The 23,762-nt window shown below is 34.8% G+C and carries 14 protein-coding genes and 1 pseudogene; 8 read left to right on the top strand and 7 right to left on the bottom strand.

Annotated features, from left to right (window positions below):
- Positions 1-52: 52 nt before the first annotated feature.
- The 4 genes and pseudogenes from OQ292_RS40320 to OQ292_RS40310 form a co-directional block, all read right to left on the bottom strand.
- Complete coding sequence (locus OQ292_RS40320) at positions 53-763, bottom strand: replication initiation protein (RefSeq protein ID WP_284689861.1); 711 nt, start codon at positions 761-763, stop codon at positions 53-55.
- Positions 764-1,159: 396 nt separating this feature from the next.
- Positions 1,160-1,873, bottom strand: coding sequence for an IS1595 family transposase (locus OQ292_RS40315; protein ID WP_284688156.1), 714 nt, complete (start codon positions 1,871-1,873; stop codon positions 1,160-1,162).
- A 42-nt stretch (positions 1,874-1,915) separates the two neighbouring features.
- A pseudogene (locus OQ292_RS41325) lies at positions 1,916-2,020 on the bottom strand (IS1595 family transposase); the annotation flags it as partial.
- A gap of 412 nt (positions 2,021-2,432) precedes the next feature.
- Positions 2,433-3,473 carry a replication initiation protein gene (locus OQ292_RS40310; protein ID WP_284689860.1) on the bottom strand — a complete coding sequence of 347 codons (1,041 nt, stop codon included), beginning with the start codon at positions 3,471-3,473 and terminating at the stop codon, positions 2,433-2,435.
- Positions 3,474-4,531: 1,058 nt separating this feature from the next.
- Between OQ292_RS40310 and OQ292_RS40305 the strand changes: the two genes are divergently transcribed.
- From OQ292_RS40305 to OQ292_RS40290, 4 genes are all read left to right on the top strand, one after another.
- Entirely contained in the window at positions 4,532-5,869 is a 1,338-nt protein-coding gene (locus tag OQ292_RS40305; RefSeq protein WP_284689859.1) for an SWIM zinc finger family protein, read from the top strand.
- 3 nt (positions 5,870-5,872) lie between these two features.
- On the top strand, positions 5,873-8,815 hold the full coding sequence (locus tag OQ292_RS40300; protein ID WP_284689858.1) for a DUF6493 family protein: 2,943 nt from the start codon (positions 5,873-5,875) through the stop codon (positions 8,813-8,815).
- A gap of 519 nt (positions 8,816-9,334) precedes the next feature.
- Positions 9,335-10,141 (top strand): ParA family protein, encoded by an 807-nt coding sequence (locus OQ292_RS40295; protein WP_284689857.1) that lies wholly within the window; start codon positions 9,335-9,337, stop codon positions 10,139-10,141.
- 1 nt (position 10,142) lies between these two features.
- Complete coding sequence (locus OQ292_RS40290) at positions 10,143-10,565, top strand: hypothetical protein (RefSeq protein ID WP_284689856.1); 423 nt, start codon at positions 10,143-10,145, stop codon at positions 10,563-10,565.
- A 407-nt stretch (positions 10,566-10,972) separates the two neighbouring features.
- Here OQ292_RS40290 and OQ292_RS40285 read toward each other — a convergent pair whose 3' ends face one another.
- Positions 10,973-11,896, bottom strand: a complete 924-nt coding sequence (locus tag OQ292_RS40285) for a LysR family transcriptional regulator (RefSeq protein WP_284689855.1) — start codon at positions 11,894-11,896, stop codon at positions 10,973-10,975.
- 93 nt (positions 11,897-11,989) lie between these two features.
- Between OQ292_RS40285 and OQ292_RS40280 the strand changes: the two genes are divergently transcribed.
- From OQ292_RS40280 to OQ292_RS40265, 4 genes are all read left to right on the top strand, one after another.
- A complete protein-coding gene (locus tag OQ292_RS40280) occupies positions 11,990-12,259 on the top strand; it encodes a hypothetical protein (RefSeq protein WP_284689854.1) in 270 nt (89 codons plus the stop codon).
- Between the two features lie 94 nt (positions 12,260-12,353).
- A complete protein-coding gene (locus OQ292_RS40275; protein WP_284689853.1) occupies positions 12,354-12,671 on the top strand; it encodes a hypothetical protein in 318 nt (105 codons plus the stop codon).
- Between the two features lie 674 nt (positions 12,672-13,345).
- Positions 13,346-14,518 (top strand): glycosyltransferase family 2 protein, encoded by a 1,173-nt coding sequence (locus OQ292_RS40270; RefSeq protein WP_284689852.1) that lies wholly within the window; start codon positions 13,346-13,348, stop codon positions 14,516-14,518.
- 126 nt (positions 14,519-14,644) lie between these two features.
- A complete protein-coding gene (locus OQ292_RS40265; RefSeq protein ID WP_284689851.1) occupies positions 14,645-21,838 on the top strand; it encodes a putative Ig domain-containing protein in 7,194 nt (2,397 codons plus the stop codon).
- Between the two features lie 36 nt (positions 21,839-21,874).
- On the opposite strand, the gene rfbB is transcribed toward OQ292_RS40265, so the two are convergent.
- Positions 21,875-22,888, bottom strand: a complete 1,014-nt coding sequence (gene rfbB, locus OQ292_RS40260; protein WP_284689850.1) for a dTDP-glucose 4,6-dehydratase — start codon at positions 22,886-22,888, stop codon at positions 21,875-21,877.
- Positions 22,881-23,762 carry a dTDP-4-dehydrorhamnose reductase gene (gene rfbD, locus OQ292_RS40255; RefSeq protein ID WP_284689896.1) on the bottom strand — a complete coding sequence of 294 codons (882 nt, stop codon included), beginning with the start codon at positions 23,760-23,762 and terminating at the stop codon, positions 22,881-22,883. The genes rfbB and rfbD overlap by 8 nt, the downstream gene beginning before the upstream one ends.

The raw sequence follows: 23,762 nt of genomic DNA, 5'->3' as shown, positions 1-23,762 counted from the left end.
ATCCTAGCTTAACCAGTACCAAAAGAAGCTAGGTAACTCAATATTTCATTTATCAAAATTTCGCTATAAGGCTTGCAGATTCTTTTAGCTTAATAAAAAACACAAACGTAGTAATTTTTCGGCCTGTTTTAATCTCTTCAAATTCGATATCAAAATCTGTATTTTCATTAATCTCTCTAAGTGCTACATCAATCACTTTTTTCTTAAACATGCCATATTTCTCATATTTTTCTTCACCTGTTACTCTATTAATTAAATCTAACTTATACTTTAACTCCTCTATCTTAATCAAGAATTTACCTGTAGACTGCCACATACAAAACATTTGAAAAAGACGCTTTGCATAAGTGCCTCTTACCTTTAAAGCATTTTTTAAACTATAGGTAGTAAAGTTATCTTTGAGGTCGAATAAAAACGGACGTAATTTACGCGCAATTTCAATTTCGAGCACACCACTTTGTCTTATGTATTCTACCGAAGCACAAATACCAATTTGTAAATAACCTTCTTTATTTTCTATTTCGTAACCTCTGTTTCGTAGCTTAAAAGTATAATCTTTAAGTCTGCCATAGTTAATTTTACTTCCGGCAGCAGCTTCCAACTCTTTTACAGAGATTTGATAAACTTTATCTACCGGATCGTCTTTTTTTAGCTGAGCAATTAATAGAAATATAATATTCATCTCTACGGCAGTCATAGAATACCGAGAGCTTGTAATTAAATTAGATTGCTTAAGTTGTTTATTTTTTTCTATAGATGGCATATTATTAAAATGAGATTATCATTTTTATACACATTAAGTAGTATAATTTTAAATAGTTTACAAAAAGTTATCTTTTATAGAGATTCTAACTTAGATGAAAATACTTCTTGTTTAACTTATATTGTTCAAATTTTGCGCGTAGAAATTAAAATTAGAAAATAAATAACTAAATAATTCCCATCTAATAGTGCTTTTATACAATTTCCTCATTCTAGCTTTTGGGTTTTAATAGAAAAGCTCCAACAAATTGACAAAAAGTTATCTTTATTGCTCATTTAGTTAAAATAACTTTTTGTAAGAATAATATAACCTTTTGTAAGTTTCTTTTTGGACTTTCGTTTCAATGAACAGTTTTAAAAATAAACTTTAATGATTATCCGTATTCTTACCACAAGCTCAATTGAGCGTACAAGCAATTAATATTCTGTCAAAAATATCATTTTCAAAGTATCTTCTATTGAGTTTGTAACAGAACTCATCTAGATAATTCTGTAGATACCCTGGCCTTGTATGCTGATATATCCCTTGTAGGACTTTCTTTGCATTCCCAATGGCTGTATGTACCCAAGGTAGTTTGATATGGGCCTGTTTTGAGGGCACTTTTTCCACATCCATCTCGAACTCTCCTGCCAGTGACTGATAGGTTGAATAGCCATCTGTAATCATCTTGGCATTCTGGGCAACATGCCGGGTAATCGTATTTCTAGCAGTTTCTACTGTAAAATCAGCGCATACAGCCATTTTGAAATACTTGCACCTTTTAGAAGGGCGGTGTTTTTTAGGCTGTAGCACCACCTCTGTCTGTGCAAAGACCATCGCCATGGTCTGCTTCTGGCTCCCCCTTCCCCGCTTTCTCTCCTCTTCCTTCTGCCCCTCGGGTACTAGTGTTTCAAAGAACCCTTCGTCTACCTCAATATTGCCTCCCAGCAAGTAGTGGTTGTCCCGTTGGCCCATCGCAGAGCGTATTTTGTGCATCATTGCCCAGATAGGTTCATAGCGCTTATGATTGAGCTGCCTCTGCACATTACAGGCAGAAGAACCTTTCTTGCTACAGCCCATCAGCCAGATAGCAACGAACCAGTAGCGAAACGGAAGTTTGGAAGCTTCCATGATGGTGCCACTGCGGAGGCCTGTCCTAAAACTGCATGACTTGCATTGGTACATCTGCTTGCTATTTAGCCAGTAATGCTCTTGGCTACCGCATTTCTTGCAACAAACACCTGCTTTATCCCTGATTTCCTTGAAACGCTCACGGCATACCTGCTCATTGCGGTACGCTTACATGAATTCAATAATACTATCCATAATGACCTGTTTTTGAGCTAATTTCGAAGCGCAGACCATACCCTATTTACTTTGTGGTAGCTTTACGGATAATCATTTAAACTTTTATTAGTAGAATAATTATGTTAAGTTGTATTAAACCTAAATCTTTAATTATTAATAAGTATTAAAAGCAAGATAATATAACTTTTTGTAAGGTTTAAGAGCCGATTTATGATTCAAGTCATAAAACTGAAGACAATCAAAAGGATTTAATGGATATTCTAAAGATAACTTTTTGTCATTAAAATAGATAGATACAAGCCTAAATGGCTCAAAAGTTCAAAAAAAGAAGCTAATGGTTACATTAAGTTATCTTTAATTAACAAACTTGAATAGGTATAAATCAATCCCTAAAAAACTTCAACTGATACTTGGCATCGATAACTTTAGCAGCATAGCCAGAAAGAGAACCTTTAATTTTTCCATCGCGATGGAACATTTTAATTTCATTAATTAAACGCCAAATACCTGTTTGTGCATCTGCTCCTACTTCCTTTAGAATTTTTTGTACTTGCCAATCATCCAAACCAAATTCTTTTAAGCGCTCAGTGAGTCGCATCTCTTTTTCATCTGTTTCAGTCTCTGTAACTGTATCAGTTTGGTTATTAAACGGTGTCTGTTCAACTTTTACAGAAGTACTATTTTTGCCAACAGTTTTAGTCAATGAAATATCTAATTGGTCTAGTTCATCGTCGCTATCTTGCTTTTGTTGGGTTATAAAAAATACGAGTGACGATATTTTTTTTCCACCGTGGCGCTCTTCCTTAAAGGTAAAAGAAATATCGGTTTTCTTTTTTAATTCATTCTGGGCGGTAATCAAAACCCTTCTTTTAAAATCGTAATAACGTGGATAGGCACTTTCTTCTAAACCTAGCATCGCTCTTAAATCTTGCAATTCAAACCTACGTTTACCAATAGTTGCATACTGTTTAAGCAACTCATAAACCCTAATGCTAAAACCACTTTTCAGTTTAATGATGTTTTGGAGCGGATACTTAGTGAAGTTCTTTTTTACTTCGAATAAAAAAGGTTCTAACTGAGGTTCAAAAGCAAATTTTATTTCTCCTGACTGTTTCACAATAGTAACAGAACCCAACCAGTTGCAAATAATTAGCTCTTTCTCATTTTCGAGGTGTAGTGGTTTACTTTTAAGCGTAGTTACAATTTCCTTAAAAGAATCATAGGCATCTCCCCATTTGGCATCATTCTGATTGAGTATTTCACTAATCTCATTTACATGGGTATGGTAAATATGACCAGACTTGTGATCTGGACGCAACATAGAAATGAATAACAGCAAAACCTTTTGTTCTCTGGTATTCAGTTTATATTTTGCCTCAATAATATTATTTGCCTTTACTATTGTAGAGGGAGATTTTCTCATGACTAAAAAATTACGAATAGGTAAATATATAGAAAAATAAACAAAAGCGACAATTTTATTAAGCGTCGTTTTTTCCCGATTTTTGTCGTTGTTCAACCCGAAATAAGTCGTCTTTTTGCCCGAAAAAGCGCGTTGCATAACCCGATAAAAGTCGTTGTTACGCCCGACTTATGTCAGCAGCAAACCCGATTTTTGTCGTTTTTAGGTGCATTAACTGCCTCAAAAACAGATAGATACAGCCTCCGAAAATATTATAAAAGAAGTAAATAATATAAAACAGATAAAATTTAAAAGAGATGAGTTTAATGGACTATTTTTTTTAAAAAAAAGCAAAAAATTTCTATTTGATACTAAATCATAGAAATAAAAAGGGTCTATTAACCCGGTTTTTGTCGTCTTTAATCTCCCGATAAATGTCGCTTTAAATAGCAAATTTGCTTGACCCGCATTTTACAGGGTTCTTAATATTGGTAAATGTACATTGTTATACAAACCCGAAAAATGTCGTTGGTAAACCCGGTTTTTGTCGTTGTATAATTTTTTCATATCTCTAGAATCATTAGAAATAGTACCGACTTTAAGGTGAAAAATAGTTTGTCACGAAGAGAATATGTAATATCACAATCCGGATACAGCAATATTTAAAAAAATATGCTACAGCAGCAGTTATTTACCCGAAAAATGTCGTTGTTTGACAAAATCAATCAACTTTTTGTACCTACTTTTATTAATATAATCTACATAAAATCACCCGGTTTTTGTCGTTTTTTGAGCTTTTAGTAGACTTTTATCCAAAAGTTATCAACTATGGCGTGTAAAAAAGTCTGATAATTACACTTTGTGGCATACCCGAATTTTGTCGTTGTTGAAAATTTAAATTGATAAACGTCAAAGCTAATTAGATAATAGGTTTTTTCAATAAAATTAAATTACGAAAGTCATCTAAGGCTTAAATATTCATTTATTAAAAAAAATCAACTGAAATTTTTAGTCCGTAAAAAGCTTACGACCTGGGGAAATATCTTAGTCATAAATAAAAAACAAAAACATTTTCTCCCATGTCAGACACCATTTCATACCACTACTCTATTGCTTCCGGATTAAAAAAACAAGGTAATACCGATGAGCTCCTACTTGCTAAATACAGCGAAGTAGAGAAAAAGGACGCTCCTTGTTTTTTCTGGGGAAGACTCAACGATCCTTACATTACAGCTAGATGTTTAATTACGCTTTCAAATACTGTAAAGTCGAGTTTTAACCTCTCTCCTTTTCAGATCGCGATGTTGAAAGACCCGATTGTAACGGCTGGCAATGAGAAAATTCGTTTCGAAGGTTTTTCGCATTGTGCAGGTGTGTATGCAAGAGTAGATGTATTGCCGGGTGGACATGATGGAGAATTTCTAGAAAATGGCACAACCAATGTAGATTTTAACCAAGGGATGATTAGCGCTTTAAGTAGTGTGAGAAAGAAAGAAGATGTGTTGCTTTCTGTGGGGCAAAAAGAAGTTGCCTTGCATAAAAATGGAGAAAAAGTAGTGGAGAAAAAAGTGCCATTGCCTACTAAATGGATTAAAGGTTTAACTACTGTACAGTTGTATTTGGCAGATACAGAAGAGGTTTTTAGAATGAATCGTATACAAGCGGTGCAGTTTATAAGAAGCATTCCTAAGGGGAAACCCAAGACAGATTATTATTTGGGAATGCGTGGCAATCGTCCAGTATTGTCTCCAGCAAAAATGGAAAATGGTGTGTGTATTGGCGGTGTTCATCGATTGCGTTTGTTGGAACAATTGGTGCCACTGGCAGATGAATTACGCGTGTTTGCTCATAAAACCATGCAGTCTACTACATGGCAGTTATACTTTGGCGATGTGCGTTTTACCTTTTCTCTTTCAAGAGATGCTTGGAGAGGTTTTTCTGGTGAAGGTGCTGCCTTGGCTTCTTTAATTGAAGATGTGCCCGAAGCGCTTATTTCTCGCTTCGATAATTTCAGTTTTGCCAATCAGGAGTTTAACCCGACTATGATGGCTATTGAAGAAAACATTGGCTTTAAAGACATGAATAATCTGGCTACCAGACTTTCGGCAATGGGTTTACTGGGTTTCGATTTAGACGAAAACAGTTTCTTTTATCGCCGTTTGCCTTTTAACCTCAGCAGAATTACCAGTCTGAATCCCCGAATGAAAGAAGCCGAAAAACTCTTGGCTGATGACAAAGTGAGTATTGTAAGCCATACAGCAGAAAGAGTAGAAGCTCTGGTTGAGGGAAGCGGCATCCATCACACTGTATTGCTTGAAGGCAACAAATCTCGCTGCACTTGTACTTGGTATGCACGCCATCAGGGCGAGCGTGGCATATGTAAACATATTTTGGCTGTAAAAAAGAAAATCTCCTAAGTTATGACAACAGATATACAACAACTCGAAAATATTCTTACAAGAAATAAGCTATCAGAAGTTTTTCCATTTCTTGAAAAATTGGATAATAAACAGCGCAGAAACTTAGCTAAAGAAATTGAACATATAGAAAAACGTCATAAGCTAACTTCAGATAGTTGGAGTGTTTGGGGAGTGAATAACCGTAAAACGAAAGAGCAGATTATAGAAGCAACAAAGTTTGTTTGCTATACTGCCAGTGAGTTTAAAAGAAAAGGTAGTCATTGGTTAGATCAATCATTAATAGAAAGAGTATTTAACTTCTACATTCCAGATTGGTTTGGAGATTTTATGAATGAAACTGCTGAAAGAGATTTTTGGGCAGTTTTTAACATGGATTACAAATGGATGATGGAGCTTTATAAAAGAAAAGTTTTTAATCCATCTCCACAACTTATCGTAAAGCATTTACCTAAATTTATTTTTAACTTAAATGTAAAAAAGAATAAATATGTTGATTTTCTGAATGAAAAGAATCTTCTTTTATATCCAGAAACTCTTGATGAACACATCTGGCTTCTTTTTTCTTATGATTCTCGGATCAATTGGATGCAGACTTCTGTAACTCTCTCAAATTGTTACGATCAATTTGTAGATTGGAAAGACATCTTTAAAAAACTGGCAGCAGAGGACAAAATCGATCGCAAAAAATTATTAACCCATTGTTTATCTGCTACCACCATGAATTTTAATAAATTACTCACCCAATGGTTTATAGACCTGTTTGTTCATTTGGAACCAACAGAAGAAGAAGAACTGGAACTCCAAAACGATATGATGGCGGTTTTCAATTCTGCGCATTCTAAACCAGTGAATGTGATGTTAAATCATTTCAAAAAACTTTGTGTACACAAAACTTTTCAACTGGCAGATTTTCTTGAATACAGCAATGTACTGATTACCAGCGAAGTAAAAGGCGTAGTAAATAGTACTTTAATGATTCTTGATAAAGCAGCTAGAAAACATCAAGATAAGACTTCTGAAATTTGCCAAACTGCTTCACAAGCATTTTTGCATGCTGATGCAGCTATTCAAAAAAGAACTGCCAAGCTAATTGCCAAGTATGGGAATGTGGAAGACGAACAATTGCTAGCGAGTATCAGTACATTTTCTGAGTCGATTTTGTTTGAAGCTAGAGAGCAGCTTGCTTCATTTATTCCACAAGAAGTTTTAGAGCAAAATGCTGATTTTGAGGAAGATACTATGTTGGTGATAGAAGAAGTAAATGAAGTGCTCTCACCAGAAAATCAAATCACTATTCCTGAGAATATCGATGATTTAATGTTTTTAGCGAGCCAAGCATTTGATAATAATGATCCGGCACATATAGATATTTTTCAAGATGCTTTGGTGAGATTGAATGGTGAATTGGATGGAGAAAACATAGATCGTTTTGAGCCTGCTTTACAAAGAGCTTTTAAAATGGTTACCGAAGATTGGCGTGCTAATATGGGCTCGCTCGATCATATGCTTGCTATTTTCTTTATCGAATATGCTTGCGTGCTCATGAGACGCTTTCCGGATGGAGGCAAAAAACTGAAAAAATTGTATAAGAAATATGTAGCCAGTGAAACGGAACATAGCGTGCAGTATTCAAGAAATAAATTTAGAATATATCCACTCATTCGCTGGACACCTTTCTGCAAAAGTAGAATTTATGAGCCTTTTCAGCTAAAAATGTTGGAGACACTGGCACTGATAAAAGCACAAGTAAAACTGCCATTGTTGTCTACTCCTACCCATCAATCTTGTTGGATTGATCCTGAAACATTGCTCGAAAGAGTATTGCAATGGCAAAAGGCTGGCAAAGAAGTGCCTCATATGGATATGCAAATAGCCATGAGTAGAACTTGCTTAAAAGATACTGCCCATTTGTTACCAAGGGTAATGACAGAATTAATTGGTGAAACCAGAGAGTTACTTTACTTTTTGTTTGAGAAAGATGCCAAACCAGTGGGGCCTTTCCGCAATCAAGCCCATTGGTTTACGGCAGCACTTACTAAAAATCCAGAGGTGGTGTATGATGAGTTTAAAGACTTTGCCTATAGCCAAACTGAGAGGGTAAAGTTTACTGGGCAATACAATTGGAAGGTACTTAGTGAGCTATTTCAAACACAAAGATGGGATTACAAAAAGAATGGTTATGTTGACTATAAGGATTATAGGAGAGTCTTGAGAATAGACATAGATAAGTCTAAACAGCAAAAAGTGGTTCCGTTTTTTAAAAGGGTTTTAACTCAGTTAATGACATCGAATGAGCAAAAATGCATGCTATACGAAGCTGTGCATATTCAGGTAGATTGGGCATTAGCCATGAAAAACGACGTAGCGCGTTTGTACAGCCTTTACCCAAATAATCCTGAAAACTTGATTGCTAAATTCACAGATTTAAATTTTAGGGATGCTAACTTTTTCGGTGAAGACCATAAGAAAATTAGCCTGAGTTTGCTTGAGCAGTTAACGACTCATCCCCTACCGTTGGGCAATATGGCGCATTTGTTTGTGGCTGCTTGTATGCTTTCTTCTGATAAAACAGTTCGTGCATTGGCTGGCGAATTATGGATACAAAGCACCAGAACTCAACAGATAAACAATGAAAAACTAGGTGAGTACATTGGTAAACATTTTAGTATTGAGTTTGTGCCGTTGAAGCGATTTACAGACTTACTCACAGAAAATATGCTCAACATTTCTGTTTACCACAATGAGCAGTTACAAGATCTAATAGAAAATATATTGCTGCATTTGCCTGCAGAGCCGATAAAAGGCCTTAAAAAGCTATTAGAAATTTATTTAGAAATAGTAAGCCGAACAAACAAACAAAGCCCTGAAGTACTGAATGCCAAGATGAATGATTGGGCAAGCACCAAAAGCCTCACCAAGGTTTTAAGTTTGGTTGCCTGCTAACAATGTATTAAGTCCCTGTATGTATGTTGTATTTTACACCTTCTAAGAATATTTCTTGGGAGGTGTTTTTTATTTATGATTAAGATACTGATTATCAATATTTTATTAATGAATCCTCTAAGTTTTTCCTTGTTAATATTTTTATTACTGAGTTTTTATTATAGCTAATATTTTACTCGCAGGTAATTATTTTGTCTTTCCTAAAAGGAACATAAATATTAAAGCTTTAGATAGTCGCTTTTTAAAGCTTATAAAGATATTTCGATCATAAAATGACCTACTCCTTATTAATCAATCAAATTATTCTTAAAAAGCTTTATTCATCTACTGTTTATTTCCAATTTCATAAATGTTTTGTTATCTAATCATAATTAATCTTATGTTTTTATATGTAAACATATACTTACTACACTAATCATAATTAAAAATAAGAAAGTATATATTTAAATATTTTTGTTTTAGTTTTCTTTTGGTTACAATTGCTTATATATACTTTAACAAACAATCATATATAAATTAATGTCAGCTAAAGTAATCAGCATTGCCAACGAAAAAGGAGGCGTAGCAAAAACAACATCTTGTGCTGCTATGGGTAGTGTACTTTCCCGTTTGGGTTACACTGTAATTTTAATAGATTTAGATCCACAAAGTGACCTTACCATTTCACTGGGTATCGATCCGGAAGACCGCAACATCCACGACTGTCTTTTTACACACAGAAAGTTAAAAGCAACACCAATTAATGAGAACTTGGTATTGGTTGGTGGCTCACCCGAACTCACTTCTATAGACTTTATGGATAACCTCAAAAAAGACGATGAATACCAGTACGAAAACCCTAGAAAAATTGTAAAACAACTGATAGATGCAGCACGCGATATGTGCGATTTTATGTTGTTAGATTGTCCGCCCAATTTGGAGATAATTACCCAAAATGCATTGCTTGCCAGCGATTATGTTTTGGTGCCATCAGAAGCACACAGTTTTAGCATCAACGGAGTAGAAAACATCTTAGAGCAGATTGTAAAATTTAAGAAGAAAGCCAATCCAAGTTTAGAGGTCTTGGGTATTTTCTTAACCCGTTACAGAGTAAAAACCCGCAGTCACGAAGATTTGGTGGAGTACTTCAATCAAAATCATCCCGATATTTTTCTTAATACCTACATCCACGAAAATATTACTATACAAGAAGCTACACACAGTGGTCGAGAGTTAGAAGAGCACGATGCTTATAAAAAACAAAGTAGTTTGGTAAAGAAAAAAGAGCCATTTAAAGGCTTAAAAGACTACAGAGACTTGGTTAATGAAATTTTAAAACGCATGTGATATGAGTGAAGAAAAAAATCTATTGCCTTTTAAAAGGCCCAAAAAGAGAATTCTTGATGATGACGATATTCCTTTGGGCAAAGGAAAACCGATTAGCAAAACCACAGAAGAATCGGAAACCAAAACTACCAAAAAAGCTGCAAAGCCAGTAGGGGAGAAGGCGAGTAGCAAGAAAAGGGCAAAGGCCTCTAATGAACCAAAGCGCCATACTTTCTTTGTAGATCCGGAGATACTCGAAAAGGTAAAAGACTTGGTTTTTACCCGTAAATACACCCAAGGTGATATTGAGGTGAATCAGTCAACCATTATTAATGAGGCATTAGAAAAGTATTTAGAGGCTTATGAAGGAAAAATACAATCTCGCCCTAAATACATTCGCGATATAGAAGAAAAGAAAGCCAGAAGACCGAATGCGAAGAAATAAAAAGCGCAACGTTTTTTATAAGGATTAGTAAGTGGAGGTAACTTCTATTTAAGAACTCTGCAATTTTTTTTAAGGGAAATCAGAATGCGTCCTATTTACCTAATACTACTTGGAAATTTCCTTCAAAATGGCCTAAAAATGCTAGTAAGGTTAAAAAAATAAATAATTTATCAGCAGATGTTTTGGTATGGTATTATCATATTCATTAGCTTTAAATAACAACAAAAAAGACATTTAATAAATGCTCGGACTTTTGTCCGGGCTTTTTTTTTGTATTACATTCTCAAGTTTAAGTTGAGATACAATTGATTTAATTTATGAAGATGTATAGGCAGCTAGAATCAGACTAAAAAATACTTTTTATTGGCATTCGCAAAACACTGAATATGAGTGTGCAATCTGCGATTCTAGTATTTCTCATACCAGTCAAACTGTTTTAGCGTAATATTCACTTTTTCTTGTTTTATATATTTAATAAACGCTTGGGCTACTGGTGATAAATTTTTTGGTTTTAACCAAACCAAGTTCCAATGTGTCACAATAGGCAAACCTTGAAAGGGTATTATTTCAATCTCTCCATTTTTTAATTCATTTTTAATTCCAATTAAGGGCATAATGGAATAGCCTAAACCTGCAATTACAGCTTGTTTTACGGCTTCGTTAGAAGTCAATTCAATTTTCTTATAAGTAGGAAGGTTTTTTCCTTTTATAAATTCCTCCATAGCATTACGTGTTGCTGAGCCTGGCTCTCTGTAAATTAGAGGATACTCCTCAAATATTTTTATTTTTGACTTGTCTTTTCTGTGTTTTAAGTCAGTGCTGCCTATAAGATAAAGTTTGTTTTGCAAAAGCTGCAAGTTGTTAATATCTAACTGTTCTGGAATAATAGATACCAAAGAAAAATCTACAAGGTTTTGTTCTAAGCTTTTTACAACCAAGGTTTTGTTAGTTACATCCATAATAAGATCTACTCCTCTATGTTCACGCATAAATCCAGCTAAAAAATAAGGCATTACATACTTGCCAGTAGATGCTACGGAGATACGTAACCGACCTGCTAATTGGTTTTGGTAGGTCATTGTTTTGTAATTAATTAGCTCTATCTCAGCCAATATTTTTTCAGCTGCTTTAGCTATTTCTTTCCCAAAATCTGTAATGTATAATTTTCTGCCTATTACCTCTGTAAGCGGTACAGAGAACTGATCTTGAAATTTTTTTAATTGTATAGAAACAGCTGGTTGAGTTAAAAAAAGTTCTTCAGAAGCTTTTGTAACACTTTGAACCTCAACTACTTTGAGGAATACTTTCAGTTGGTGCAAAGTATAATCCATAAATATTGTTTATGTATATCATATATAATATAAATAAAAGTGTATTAATTATCCTATTATATTTAGTTACTGATCACCCAAAAAATCAATTTTATGAACTACATAAACCAAGAAATAGATATAGTAGAAGAGTCACAAGTCATTCACAAAGAGATTTCTATTAAACCTAAGTCTAAGGTAAAAAGTAGTTCAAGAAATGCTATTATGATAGTTAGTACTATATGCATTATAGTGCTGTGGATTTTTTCTTCACTAATACGTGGTGGTTTGTTTTTTACAGAAGCAGTGTTTTCTAGTTTTATTTTAGGAAGCCTATTGCTTATTAAAATTAGGTGTGACCCTAAAAGTATCAATCAGAAATAACATACTCCCTTTTGAAAGGAATAAGTGATTTTTAGAATAGATCAATAGTAAAAAGTATATACTAACTTATTTTGAACTTAAATGTGAAAAATCGATGGGAAATTTAGCAATATGGTTAGTGGTTCTAATGCTTGTATATATCCTCCTATCTATAGCGATCTATTACAGTATATATTTGTTTTGGGAAGGAGGGTTAAAGATACTTAGTAATTCATTGTTGCTCAAAGTAGAAAGATCAAAATATATTTTAAAGTCATTTGTATTAGAATATCAAAAGAGCTTTTATGATTTGAAAGGAAAAATAATAAAAGATGGCAAGCGAGAGAGCCAGCTATTTTATACATTGTTTAAAAAAAGGCTCTCTTACCTACCTTATATAGCCCTTTTCTTTGCAGGAAAACAAAAGAATTAAGTAGTTACTAAATGGAATTTTTTACTGAATTTATTGGTCTCAGAAATGGGTTTAAAACCCTGTACTTTAAGTACAGTACTTTAGTATTGCGAAAAAATCTATAAAGTTAGATAGATGAAGCAAATAAATAAAAAGAACTTAAGCTATGATACTTTAAATCATTCATATCATCCAGAAATAAATATATTGAAAATCTATGTTGACTCTAATATAATGTTAGAGTAGGGACTTTCAGTCCCCATAATTAAACCTCTGTACTTTCAGTGCAGAGTGGTTTAGTTTATAAAATTGAAATGTTTGATCTGTAAGCACCCTTCTTATTATTTAGATTTTCTATTCCAAATTTTGCATTAAGTTGCGCTTTTATTTCCTTACATCTTCTTTGTAAGTCTAGATAATTTTACTTCCTTTTTTAGATAAAACTTTATTCGATTTAGAGTAACTGTTTGAAAATATTCCTTCATTTCGTACTTTAAAATCTTTCCGATACTTACAATTAATTAGGTATAATATCTTTATTTAAGATAATCTAGTATTTGCTTTGAGCATATTAAAGTTTATGCTTTTTTTAGACTGTATTTTAGGTTTTATAAGAAATAAACTTGTTTTTAATGTGAATTTCGAACTTTATAGTTTGAGATTGCATATATGTATCATCTTCGATTTATAATGATATGGTAGTTTTTTTATGGCTATTTTGGGTGGCTTTTTTTATTATATTTTACAACTATGCAGGTTATGGGATTTTATTAGCGGCCATCGTTAGCATAAAGAAAATAATTAGTAAAAAAACTGTAGATGAAGAGCCTTTTTACCTACCTGTCACCTTTTTAATAGCAGCCTATAACGAAGAAGATTTTATAGAACAAAAAATAAAGAATACACTAGCACAAGACTATCCGGCAGACAAATTAGAGATTCTTATTATTACAGATGGTTCAAGTGATCGCACCCCCGAAATATGCAGGCAGTTTAGCGAAGTAAAAGTAATGCATGAAGATGCAAGAAGAGGTAAAACAGCTGCGCTTAACAGAGCCATGAAAGAAGTAACTAATCCGGTAGTGATTTTTAATGATGCCAATACGATTCTAAATGAAGACGCTGTAAAGAATCTGGTTAAGCATTACAAAGACCCAAAAGTAGGCGGAGCTTCAGGAGAGAAAAAAGTGGTAAAGTTAGATTCTGAAGATGATAATGTAGGAGAAGGAGAGGGGCTTTATTGGAAGTACGAGTCATTCCTAAAAAAGCTCGATTCTGAGCTATATACAGTTGTTGGTTCTGCGGGTGAGCTTTTTTCTATAAGAACAGAACTATATGAGTTTGTTGAAGAAAATGTGATATTGGATGATTTTATTATCTCGTTAAGAATTAATAAAAAAGGATATAGAATAGTATATGAGCCTGAAGCTGTGGCCATGGAGAATCCATCTTTTTCTATGGAAGATGAGCATAAAAGGAAAGTGAGAATTTGTGCGGGTGGCATTCAGTCTATCATTATGTTAAAATCTCTTTTAAACATCTTTAAGTATCCTGTATTATCATTTGAATATATATCTCACCGGGTTTTAAGGTGGACACTCACACCTCTTAGTTTACCACTTATCTTTATAGCAAATGTATTGCTGCTAAATGTGCATCCTTACTTTTATAAAGTGTTTTTTATGCTACAATTGGCTTTTTATGTGGCCGCTCTATTAGGTTGGTATTTAACAAAGCGAAATATAAAGTTTAAGCCATTTTACCTTCCCTATTATTTTTTCTTTATGAACCTCGCTGTTTTTCAGGGCTTTTTTAAGTTTATTAGAGGAAGACAATCTGCGGTTTGGGATAAGGCTAAGAGAGGTTAAAGTGTGTTTTTAGTACTTAATTAGAAATAACATATCCAAATATTATGGTTTATTAACAGAAATGGGTGATTTACGGTCAGTTATATTTCTAAATTTACTTAGTTTAAACTGAAGCTATATAACTACATGGGTTTCCATAATTACCTTAACTACTATCTTCGAGTATTAATAACACTTTCCCTCATTCTGACGAGCGTTTGCTTATATAGTCAAACGATTAGTTTTAATTCAAGTGGATTAGTTGGGGAGCTAAGTGAAAATCCAACGTCTTTGCAGTTTGGCCCTGATGGTCGCTTATATGTAGCCCAACAAGACGGGTTGATTTATGCCTATAGCATTGAGCGAGTAAGTGCCAATAACTACTCAGTAACTGGTGTAGAGACAATAGATATTGTTCGCAATGAAACGCCAAACCATGATGATGATGGGGTATATAACAACACAAAAAACAGACAGGTAACCGGGCTTTATTTAACAGGAACTTCTACAAACCCTGTTTTGTATGTGAGTTCAAGTGATTGGCGTATCGGAGCAGGTGGCGGTGGTAATGATTTAAATTTAGATACCAATTCAGGGATTTTACATCGCTTAACCCGTAATGGTAATAGTTGGGAAAAAGTAGATTTGGTACGCGGTTTACCCCGCTCAGAGGAGAATCATTCAGTGAATGGAATAGCAATCGACCCCTTATATCCCAATATTTTATATCTGGCAGTAGGAGGCAATACCAATGCAGGCAGTCCATCAAATAACTTTGCTTTTCATACCGAGTATGCCTATTCAGCAGCGATTTTGAGTATAGATTTATCGGTGATAGATAATATGCCCGTTCAGAGTAGCACAGAATATGGCTACACATATAATTGGGTTTATGATCTACCTACTTTAGATGATCCGACCCGAACCAATGAAAGTACTACAGATGGTTATACAGATAACAATGATCCATTTGGCGGGAATGATGGATTAAATCAAGCAAAGATAGACCCGAGTAGCCCCGTACAGATACATTCACCAGGCTGGCGAAATGTATATGATTTAGTAATCACCAGTAGTCCAGGACGAGAGAGTCGGATGTATGCAGTAGATAATGGAGCGAATGGCGGCTGGGGAGGTCATCCGGAGGGAGAGGCAGATTATCCGGGGGAGACAAAAACCGCATTAGTAACAAACAATTATGTATCAGGCGAGCCAGGTTCGACAGGTATAGGTCCAGGAGGCGATCCATCAGTGAATAACAAGAATGGTTTGCATTATATTAGGCCATTGGTATCAGGGGAATTAAATTATGTATCAGACGATCCATTTAATAATCAGATTTATTATGCAGGACATCCAACACCGATCCGCGGAAATCCCGCAGGGTCAGGTCTTTATACAAAAGGATCTCATACCTTAAATCCAGATGATGGCACCGATGCCTATTGGCGGAATGAAATTTTATTAGAAAGTGACCCTAATTTTTCGAGTCAGTCCTTGCCATTAGATTGGCCTGCAGTTCCGTTGAGTATGGCCAATCCGGCAGAAGGAGATTTTAGAAACTCAGGAGAAACCGATGGAGCTTTGGTAAACTATGGACCCTCAACCAATGGCTTGTGTGAATACACAGCGAGTAATTTCGATAATGCAATGAAAGGAGATTTGTTGCTGGCAGGTTATAACAGTACCGGCCCGATTTTTCGAGCAATATTAAGCTCAGATGGGAAGGTGGTAGAAAACTGTCCGGAAACGCCAAGTAGTTGTAACAAGACCTTTGCCACAGGATTTGGCTCTCTTCCTTTAGATGTAGTAGCCCAAGGCGATAATGATATATTTCCGGGTACAGTTTGGGCAGTTACTTATGGCGCAGATAATATTGTAATTTTTGAGCCAACAGATTATGAAGGAGCTGTGAGTTTGTGTGAGCCTGTTTATTCTACGAATGTAGATAGTGATAATGATGGATACAGTGATGCCGATGAGATGGATAATGGAACAGACCCATGTTCCGGCTCAAGTCAACCAGATGATTATGATAAAGTATTGGTGAATGGGTTTCTATTGTCGAATTTACATGATTCAGATGATGATGAAGATGGGATACTGGATGTAAATGATTCCTTTCAGTGGGATGAGAGTAATGGATTTAGTACCAGTGTACCTTATAGTAATGATTTGTTTAATGCCTTGGGCTATGGCTTTGGAGATATAGGATTTACCGGATTGATGAGTAATGGCTCTACGGATTATAACGAACAGTATGATTCAGATGAGGCAATATTTGGGGGGACAGCAGGATTGTTTACCTTGCCAACTACCGAAGGAGATGCCTTAGAGAATAGCCAGGATAATGGCTTTCAGTTTGGGATAAATGTAGGAGAGTTAACGGGGAGTTATTTAGTAAAGGCGAAGTTGAATGCGCCGTTTTTTGATAACCAAGTACCATCGGATTCCCAATCGGAGGGGATTTACATAGGTACCGGCGATCAGGATAATTATATAAAGTTGGTATTATCGTCGAATGGCGGAGTAGGAGGTTTAACGGTATTATATGAATCAGGCGGAAGTATTGTTAGCAACCCGACGTATAATGTCAGTGGTTTATTAAGCTTAACAGAGTTAGAGTTAGCTTTTTTAGTAGACCCCGTATCAGGTACAGTACAACCCCAATATTCTGTAGACAAGGTTAATTACTTGAACGTTGGAGAAGAAATTACACTTACTGGAGATATACTTAAAGTTGTAAAAGGGACTTATACGATAAATGGAGTAGCCTCAGCATTAGCCGTAGGCACGATAAGTACCTCTTATGGAGGTAATCCTTCTTTTGCCGCTACTTGGGATTATTTTCAAATAAAAAAAAGTGTAACACCTATTTTAGTAGAAAGTATTACTGATCAATTTAATAAAGAAGGAGAAGAACCAGATCTTACTGTAGTTGCTTCTGGTGGAGATGCTAATTTGCTTTATGAAGCAGAAGGTTTACCTCTTGGTTTGGATATAGAACCCACCAATGGACATATATTTGGAACTATTGCTTCAAATGCTGCTGAAGGAGGTGATAGTGGAGATGGAGTATATAATGTCGAAATAACTGTAGGAGATGGAGGAATTAATACTCCTGTACAAATTGAGTTTGTATGGACAATTACTACAAAGTTCGATGCAGTATGGACAAGTATTAGTAATACGAATGAGCATATAGCTCGTCATGAGAATTCTTTTGTACAAGCAGGCGATAAGTTTTATCTTATGGGAGGAAGAGAGTCAGATTTGGTAGAGATCTATGATTATAGCACCAATACTTGGACAACAGGATCATCTTCCCCTGTAGAACTGAATCATTTTCAAGCTGTTAGTTACGAAGGGTTGATTTGGGCAATTTGTAGTTTTGAAGATAATGACTATCCCATAGAGACACCCTCATCCTATATCTATCTTTATAATCCAGTAAGTGATGCATGGTATCAGGGGCCAGAAATCCCAGCATCACGCCGTAGAGGCTCAGCCGGAGTAGTAGTTTATAACAATAAATTTTATATAGTAGGAGGTATTCAGAATGGTCATACAGATGGTTGGGTACCATGGTTAGATGAATATGATCCATCGAGCAATACATGGACAGTATTGCCAGATGCCCCTCAATCGCGTGATCATTTTCATTCGGTATTGATAGGGGATAAGATTTATTTGGCCGGAGGTCGTCGCTCAGGAGAGGTAAATTCGGTGTTACCAACAATACCAGAAGTAGATGTTTACGATTTAAGTACTGGCACATGGTTAAGTGGTAGTTCTTTACCTTCAGACTTGCCAACCCCACGAGGAGGAGCGAGTAGTGTAAACTACCAAGATCATTTATTAGTAATAGGCGGCGAAGGTAGTGGGAATAGTGGAATAGCCTATGATTTAACCGAGTCATTAGATGTAGCAAGTGGAGAATGGGAAGAGTTAGATGTGTTGAATCAAGGCCGTCATGGCACCCAAGCGATAGTTACAGGAGGCGGTATTTATATCACAGGAGGCTCTCCAAAGAATGGTGGAGGAAGAATGCAAAACATGGAAGTCTATGGCACTAATAATCCTCAAGGAACAGCTATTACAAAAGGAACATTAACTGGCCTTGGTGCTTATGATTTTGAAGGAAACACAGGAAATGCAACTATAACAATTAATAACTCAGGAGGTAGTCAAGGTTTGTTTATTACTTCTATTGAACTTGGTGGCGTAGATCAAAGTGATTTTTCAATTACTAATCAAAGTGAGTTAGATGAGGTATATCTTTTATCATCAGGGGCTAGTTTGAGTATTATTGTCAATTTTAATCCGAGTGATACAGATATTAAATCTGCTACATTAACAGTAACCACACTCGATGGACAATCAATAGAAGTGGCACTTTCAGGAGGTGAAATTATTACTGCTAATCCGATAGAAATAGAGCAATTAGCTTCTCAAAATAATACCGAAGGAGATGCTATTAGTTTAAGTGTAGTTGCTAATGGAGGAACGGGTGATCTTACTTATTCTGCTGAAAATTTACCTTTAGGTATCAGTATAGATGAGAATTCCGGAGAAATCACAGGAACACTCCCAGATGGTTCAAATGGTTCATATACAGTAATTGTTACAGTCGAAGATTCAGAAGGAGTACAAGAAGAGATAACTTTTACTTGGAATGTTAGTACCAAACCAGTGGAATTATCATCTGTTGCTAATCAGGTAAATGATGAAGGTGATGTTATTTCAGTTCAAATCACAGCTAACGGTGGTAGCGGCACTTACAGTTATCAAGCAACAGGTTTACCTAGTGGAATTACTTTGGATACCAATAATGGATCAATCACAGGAACGATAGCTAGTGGAGCAGCTTCTGCTGTTACAAATGGGATGTATACCATTGTAGTTTCTGCAAACGATGGTGCAGGAGGTAGTGATGAAATTAGTTTTACATGGAAAGTAAATAATCCTTTTACCAACTTTGTGCCTTCAATTGATCAGCAAGATGATTTAAATGTTACTGCTGCTGCAAGTTACGATTTTGATGTTAATGTAAAAGATGAAGATTTCGACCCACTAAATATTAGTGTTACAGCTGCTTCAGAAAGTATTTCATTTATTAATTATCTAATTACTGATAATGGAGATGGTACTTATCAAGTTCATTTTTCACTACTACCTACCTTTACTGATTCAGGGAATTATACTATTATTATTACCGCAAGTGATGGTAATGGTGATCCTGTGGAAATGAGTTTTGACATCAATGTAGAAGTAGTTAAACCAGAAGCAGGACAAATTCTTTATCGCATAAATGTTGGCGGTGATGATATAGCCGCAATTGATAACAGCAAAGTTGATTGGATGATGGATAATAAAGATGATCCATCAGTATTTAGAATTAGTCAAGGAGGTGAAAATATTTTATTAAGTAGTAACTCAAATGCCTACTCAGGAGATATTTCTTATAGTCATGCTTCACTTTTAGGTTTAAGTATTCCAGAATCAATTTTTGAGTCAGAGAGATGGGATGCTAATTCAGAACCTGATATGAATTGGGAGTTTCCTGTATATCCTGGAACAGAAGTATTAGTAAGACTTTATTTTGCAGAATTATTTAATGAAATTGACACAGCAGGCAAACGTGTTTTTGATATTGCTTTAGACGGAGAGGTGCCATTAGCTTTCAGTAATATAGATCAGTATGCTATTGCTGGTGCCAAAGGGGCATTTATGCTGCAAGCAATTACTACAGTTTCAGAAGATAGTATTCTTGATATTTCCTTTTTGCACAAAGAGTTGGAGAACCCTGCAATAAAAGGAATAGAAGTAATGGTGTATGATAATCGGGCGATAAATATGCCACCTGTAATAACTTTAATAGATGATACTGTTTCTATAATTGAAGGTGAAAATTTATTGGCTAATATTTCATATACTGATGAAGATAACCCAGATATATATATGTCTGCAGTTAATACGGTAACTGGCGATACAATTTTGCTTGATGAATATATTCAGAAAAATGGGACTCAAAAAGCAGTTTTAAACTGGGCTACACAGGTAGGAGATAGGGGTAAATATTTAATCACAGTCACTTTATCTGATGGTGTAACTACCTTAGTTCATGATTACATTTATGCAGATGTACAAACCAGTCTTGCAAATATTTTGGGTAAAGTAAACTTACAAGGCAGGCAAAGTCCTCCAAACAATTCTTGGGCTGTACCACTTCAAGTTGATGTTTACGAACAAGGTGAATTGAAGCAATTAGTATCTTATTCAACTGTATCTAGTGATTCTGGAACCTTCTTTATTGAAGATTTGGCAAGAGGTAACTATCTATTATCTGTCAAACAATCACATACCTTAAAAAATGCAATGGTGGCGAATTTAACAAGAGGAGATAATTTATTGCATTTTGGAACACTTACAGAAGGTGATGCTAATAATAATAATGAAGTGAATGACGAAGACTATAGTATTTTGAAAAATGCTTTTGGTTATACTTCTATAGAAGAAGGTTTCTCAGACAGTGTAGATTTTAATGCTGATAATACAATTGATATAAAAGATTTCTCTTTACTTTCTTCTAATTATAACACTGCTGGATATGTTGTTACAGATAGTTCATTTGAAAAATTAGCTTTAGTTGATTTAGATACTAGTTTTATTCCATTTGTTCAGACTGAAAGTGTTGAACTATTACTGAAAGGCATACCAACTATTATTAGTTTGAATGATGAAATTGAGGCCACAATAGAGCTTCAAACTGGTAGTCAATTTATAGATGGTGTTGAGGCTATTCTATCTTACGATCCAGAGGTTTTGCAGGTATTATCTATAGAGGATGCCGGAAGTTTTACAGAGACTCTTATTGAAGAAATTGATAATGATAAGGGCGAAGTAAAATTTGCTGCAGGTGCCTTAGCTGATAGTATTTCTGGTAATATGGAATTATATACAGTTAAAGCAAGATTAATGCAACAGCCTGAAACTACATCAATCAATTTTTCTGACAAAAGTATTATAACTTTAGCAGGTAACTCAATTACTTTTGGAAGTGAGGCTACAACTTTTGAAATTAGCTTTAAACCAATCGGATTTGTAGTTTATCCAAACCCTTCATCAAGTATTGTAAAATTTGATTTTTATAATCCTGAGCAAGCTGAAATACGCGTAGATATTTATGATACTATGGGCAAAAAGGTTTATACAGATAGATTTGATAGTAGTAATCAGTACGATTACCAAGTAAATTTATCTAATATGAGTAGTGGTATTTTTATCACCAAAGTGAGGATTGGTAAAAAGATAATGGTGAAAAAAATAGCAATAAAGTAAGAAAAAATATAAAAGAAAAGCCCTAAAATGGGCTTTTCATGCATACTTTGTTAAGTACCATTCAACAGTCTTCACAATGCCGCTCTCGAAGTTTTCATCTGCTTTCCATCCAAGTTTTGTTTCTAGCTTGGTTGCATCAATGGCATATCTTCTATCATGGCCAGGGCGATCTTTTACAAAGGTGATAAATTGCTTATAAGAACCGTTTGCTAATGGCTTTTTTTCATCGAGTAACTCACAAATGGCATTTACTATATAGAGATTATTCTTTTCGTTTCTTCCACCAATATTATAAGTTTCTCCAGTTTTACCAGTGTGGTAAACTAGATCAATTCCTTTGCAATGGTCTAATACATACAGCCAATCTCTAATATTTAAACCATCTCCATAAATCGGAATAGATTCCTTAGAAATAGCCTTTCTAATAATGGTAGGAATCAATTTCTCATCGTGTTGCTTAGGTCCATAATTGTTAGAGCAATTAGTGGTTACTACATCCATTCCATAAGTATGGTAATAACTTCTTACAATCATATCACTCGAAGCTTTAGAAGCACTATAAGGACTATTAGGAGCATAAGGTGTTGTTTCTGTAAAAAGACCTTCTTTTCCTAGTGTTCCATAAACCTCATCTGTAGAGATATGGTGGAATCGACAATCTTTATATGCTTCTTTATATTGAAATGGTGATTCCATCCAGTATTTTCTAGCAACATCTAATAAAGTAAAAGTGCCATTTACATTGGTTACCACAAAAGCTTCTGGTCCAGAGATCGAATTATCTACATGAGATTCAGCTGCAAAATGGATAACTCCTCTAATATCGTATTTCTCAAAAATTGCAGCTACAAATCCTCTGTTGCAAATATCTCCTTCGATAAGTTCATATCTATCACTGTCAGCTACTTCTTCTAGATTTTTTAAGTCACCTGCGTAGGTGAGTTTATCCATATTAATAATTTTGTAATCCTTATATTTCTCAAGAAAATAAGGTACAAAGTTAGATCCGATAAATCCGGCACCACCGGTTACTAATATTGATTTAAGCATTTTGATTCAAAAGTTTAATACAAGTTTCTAAACTGTCTGTCCAGTAAGGAATTTCAATCCCAAAAGTATCCTGTATTTTTTTAGTGTTCATTACACTATAAGCAGGTCTTTTAGCTGGTAATGGGTATTCTTCTGTAGTAATGGGTTTTACTTGAATATTGATATTATTCAACTTAAAGATCGTATAGGCGAAATCAAACCAACTGCAAACGCCTTTATTACTAAAGTGATATAATCCAAAAAGAGATTTATTATCTTTATTTTCATCCAAATTTTCTATTATTTTTAGAATAGCTGCTGCCAAATCTCCTGCATAAGTTGGACAACCTGTTTGATCAAATACAATCCCCAAAGAATCTCTTTCTTTGCCCAACCTAATCATGGTTTTAACAAAGTTATTGCCATGTACAGAGTATAACCACGAAGTTCTTATTACGACTGTTGCAGGATTATACTCTAATGCTTTAACTTCTCCTTCTCTTTTACTTTCTCCATAAACACTCACAGGTTTAGGATTCGTATTTTCTGTATAGGGGATATTATTAGTGCCTTCAAACACAAAATCAGTAGAGATATGTATAAATACAGCATCTGAGCTTTTACATGCTTTAGAAAGAAGCTCAGGTCCTAATGTATTAATTTGAAAAGCTTTTTCTTTATCAGATTCAGCTTTATCTACAGCTGTATATGCTGCACAATTAATACAATAGTGGATATTATTTTCTTCAAAGAAAATATTGATACTATCTTTATTTGTTATATCCAGATCTTCTACATCGGCAAAAATAAAATGGCAATCTGAAAAATTTTCAGCAAGTAACCTTAATTCGTTTCCTAATTGTCCATTACTTCCTGTTACCAGAATTGTTTTCAT

The organism is Chondrinema litorale (assembly GCF_026250525.1).
Classification (GTDB): Bacteria; Bacteroidota; Bacteroidia; order Cytophagales; family Flammeovirgaceae; genus Chondrinema; species Chondrinema litorale.
This window is presented reverse-complemented; position numbering and strand designations above follow the sequence as displayed.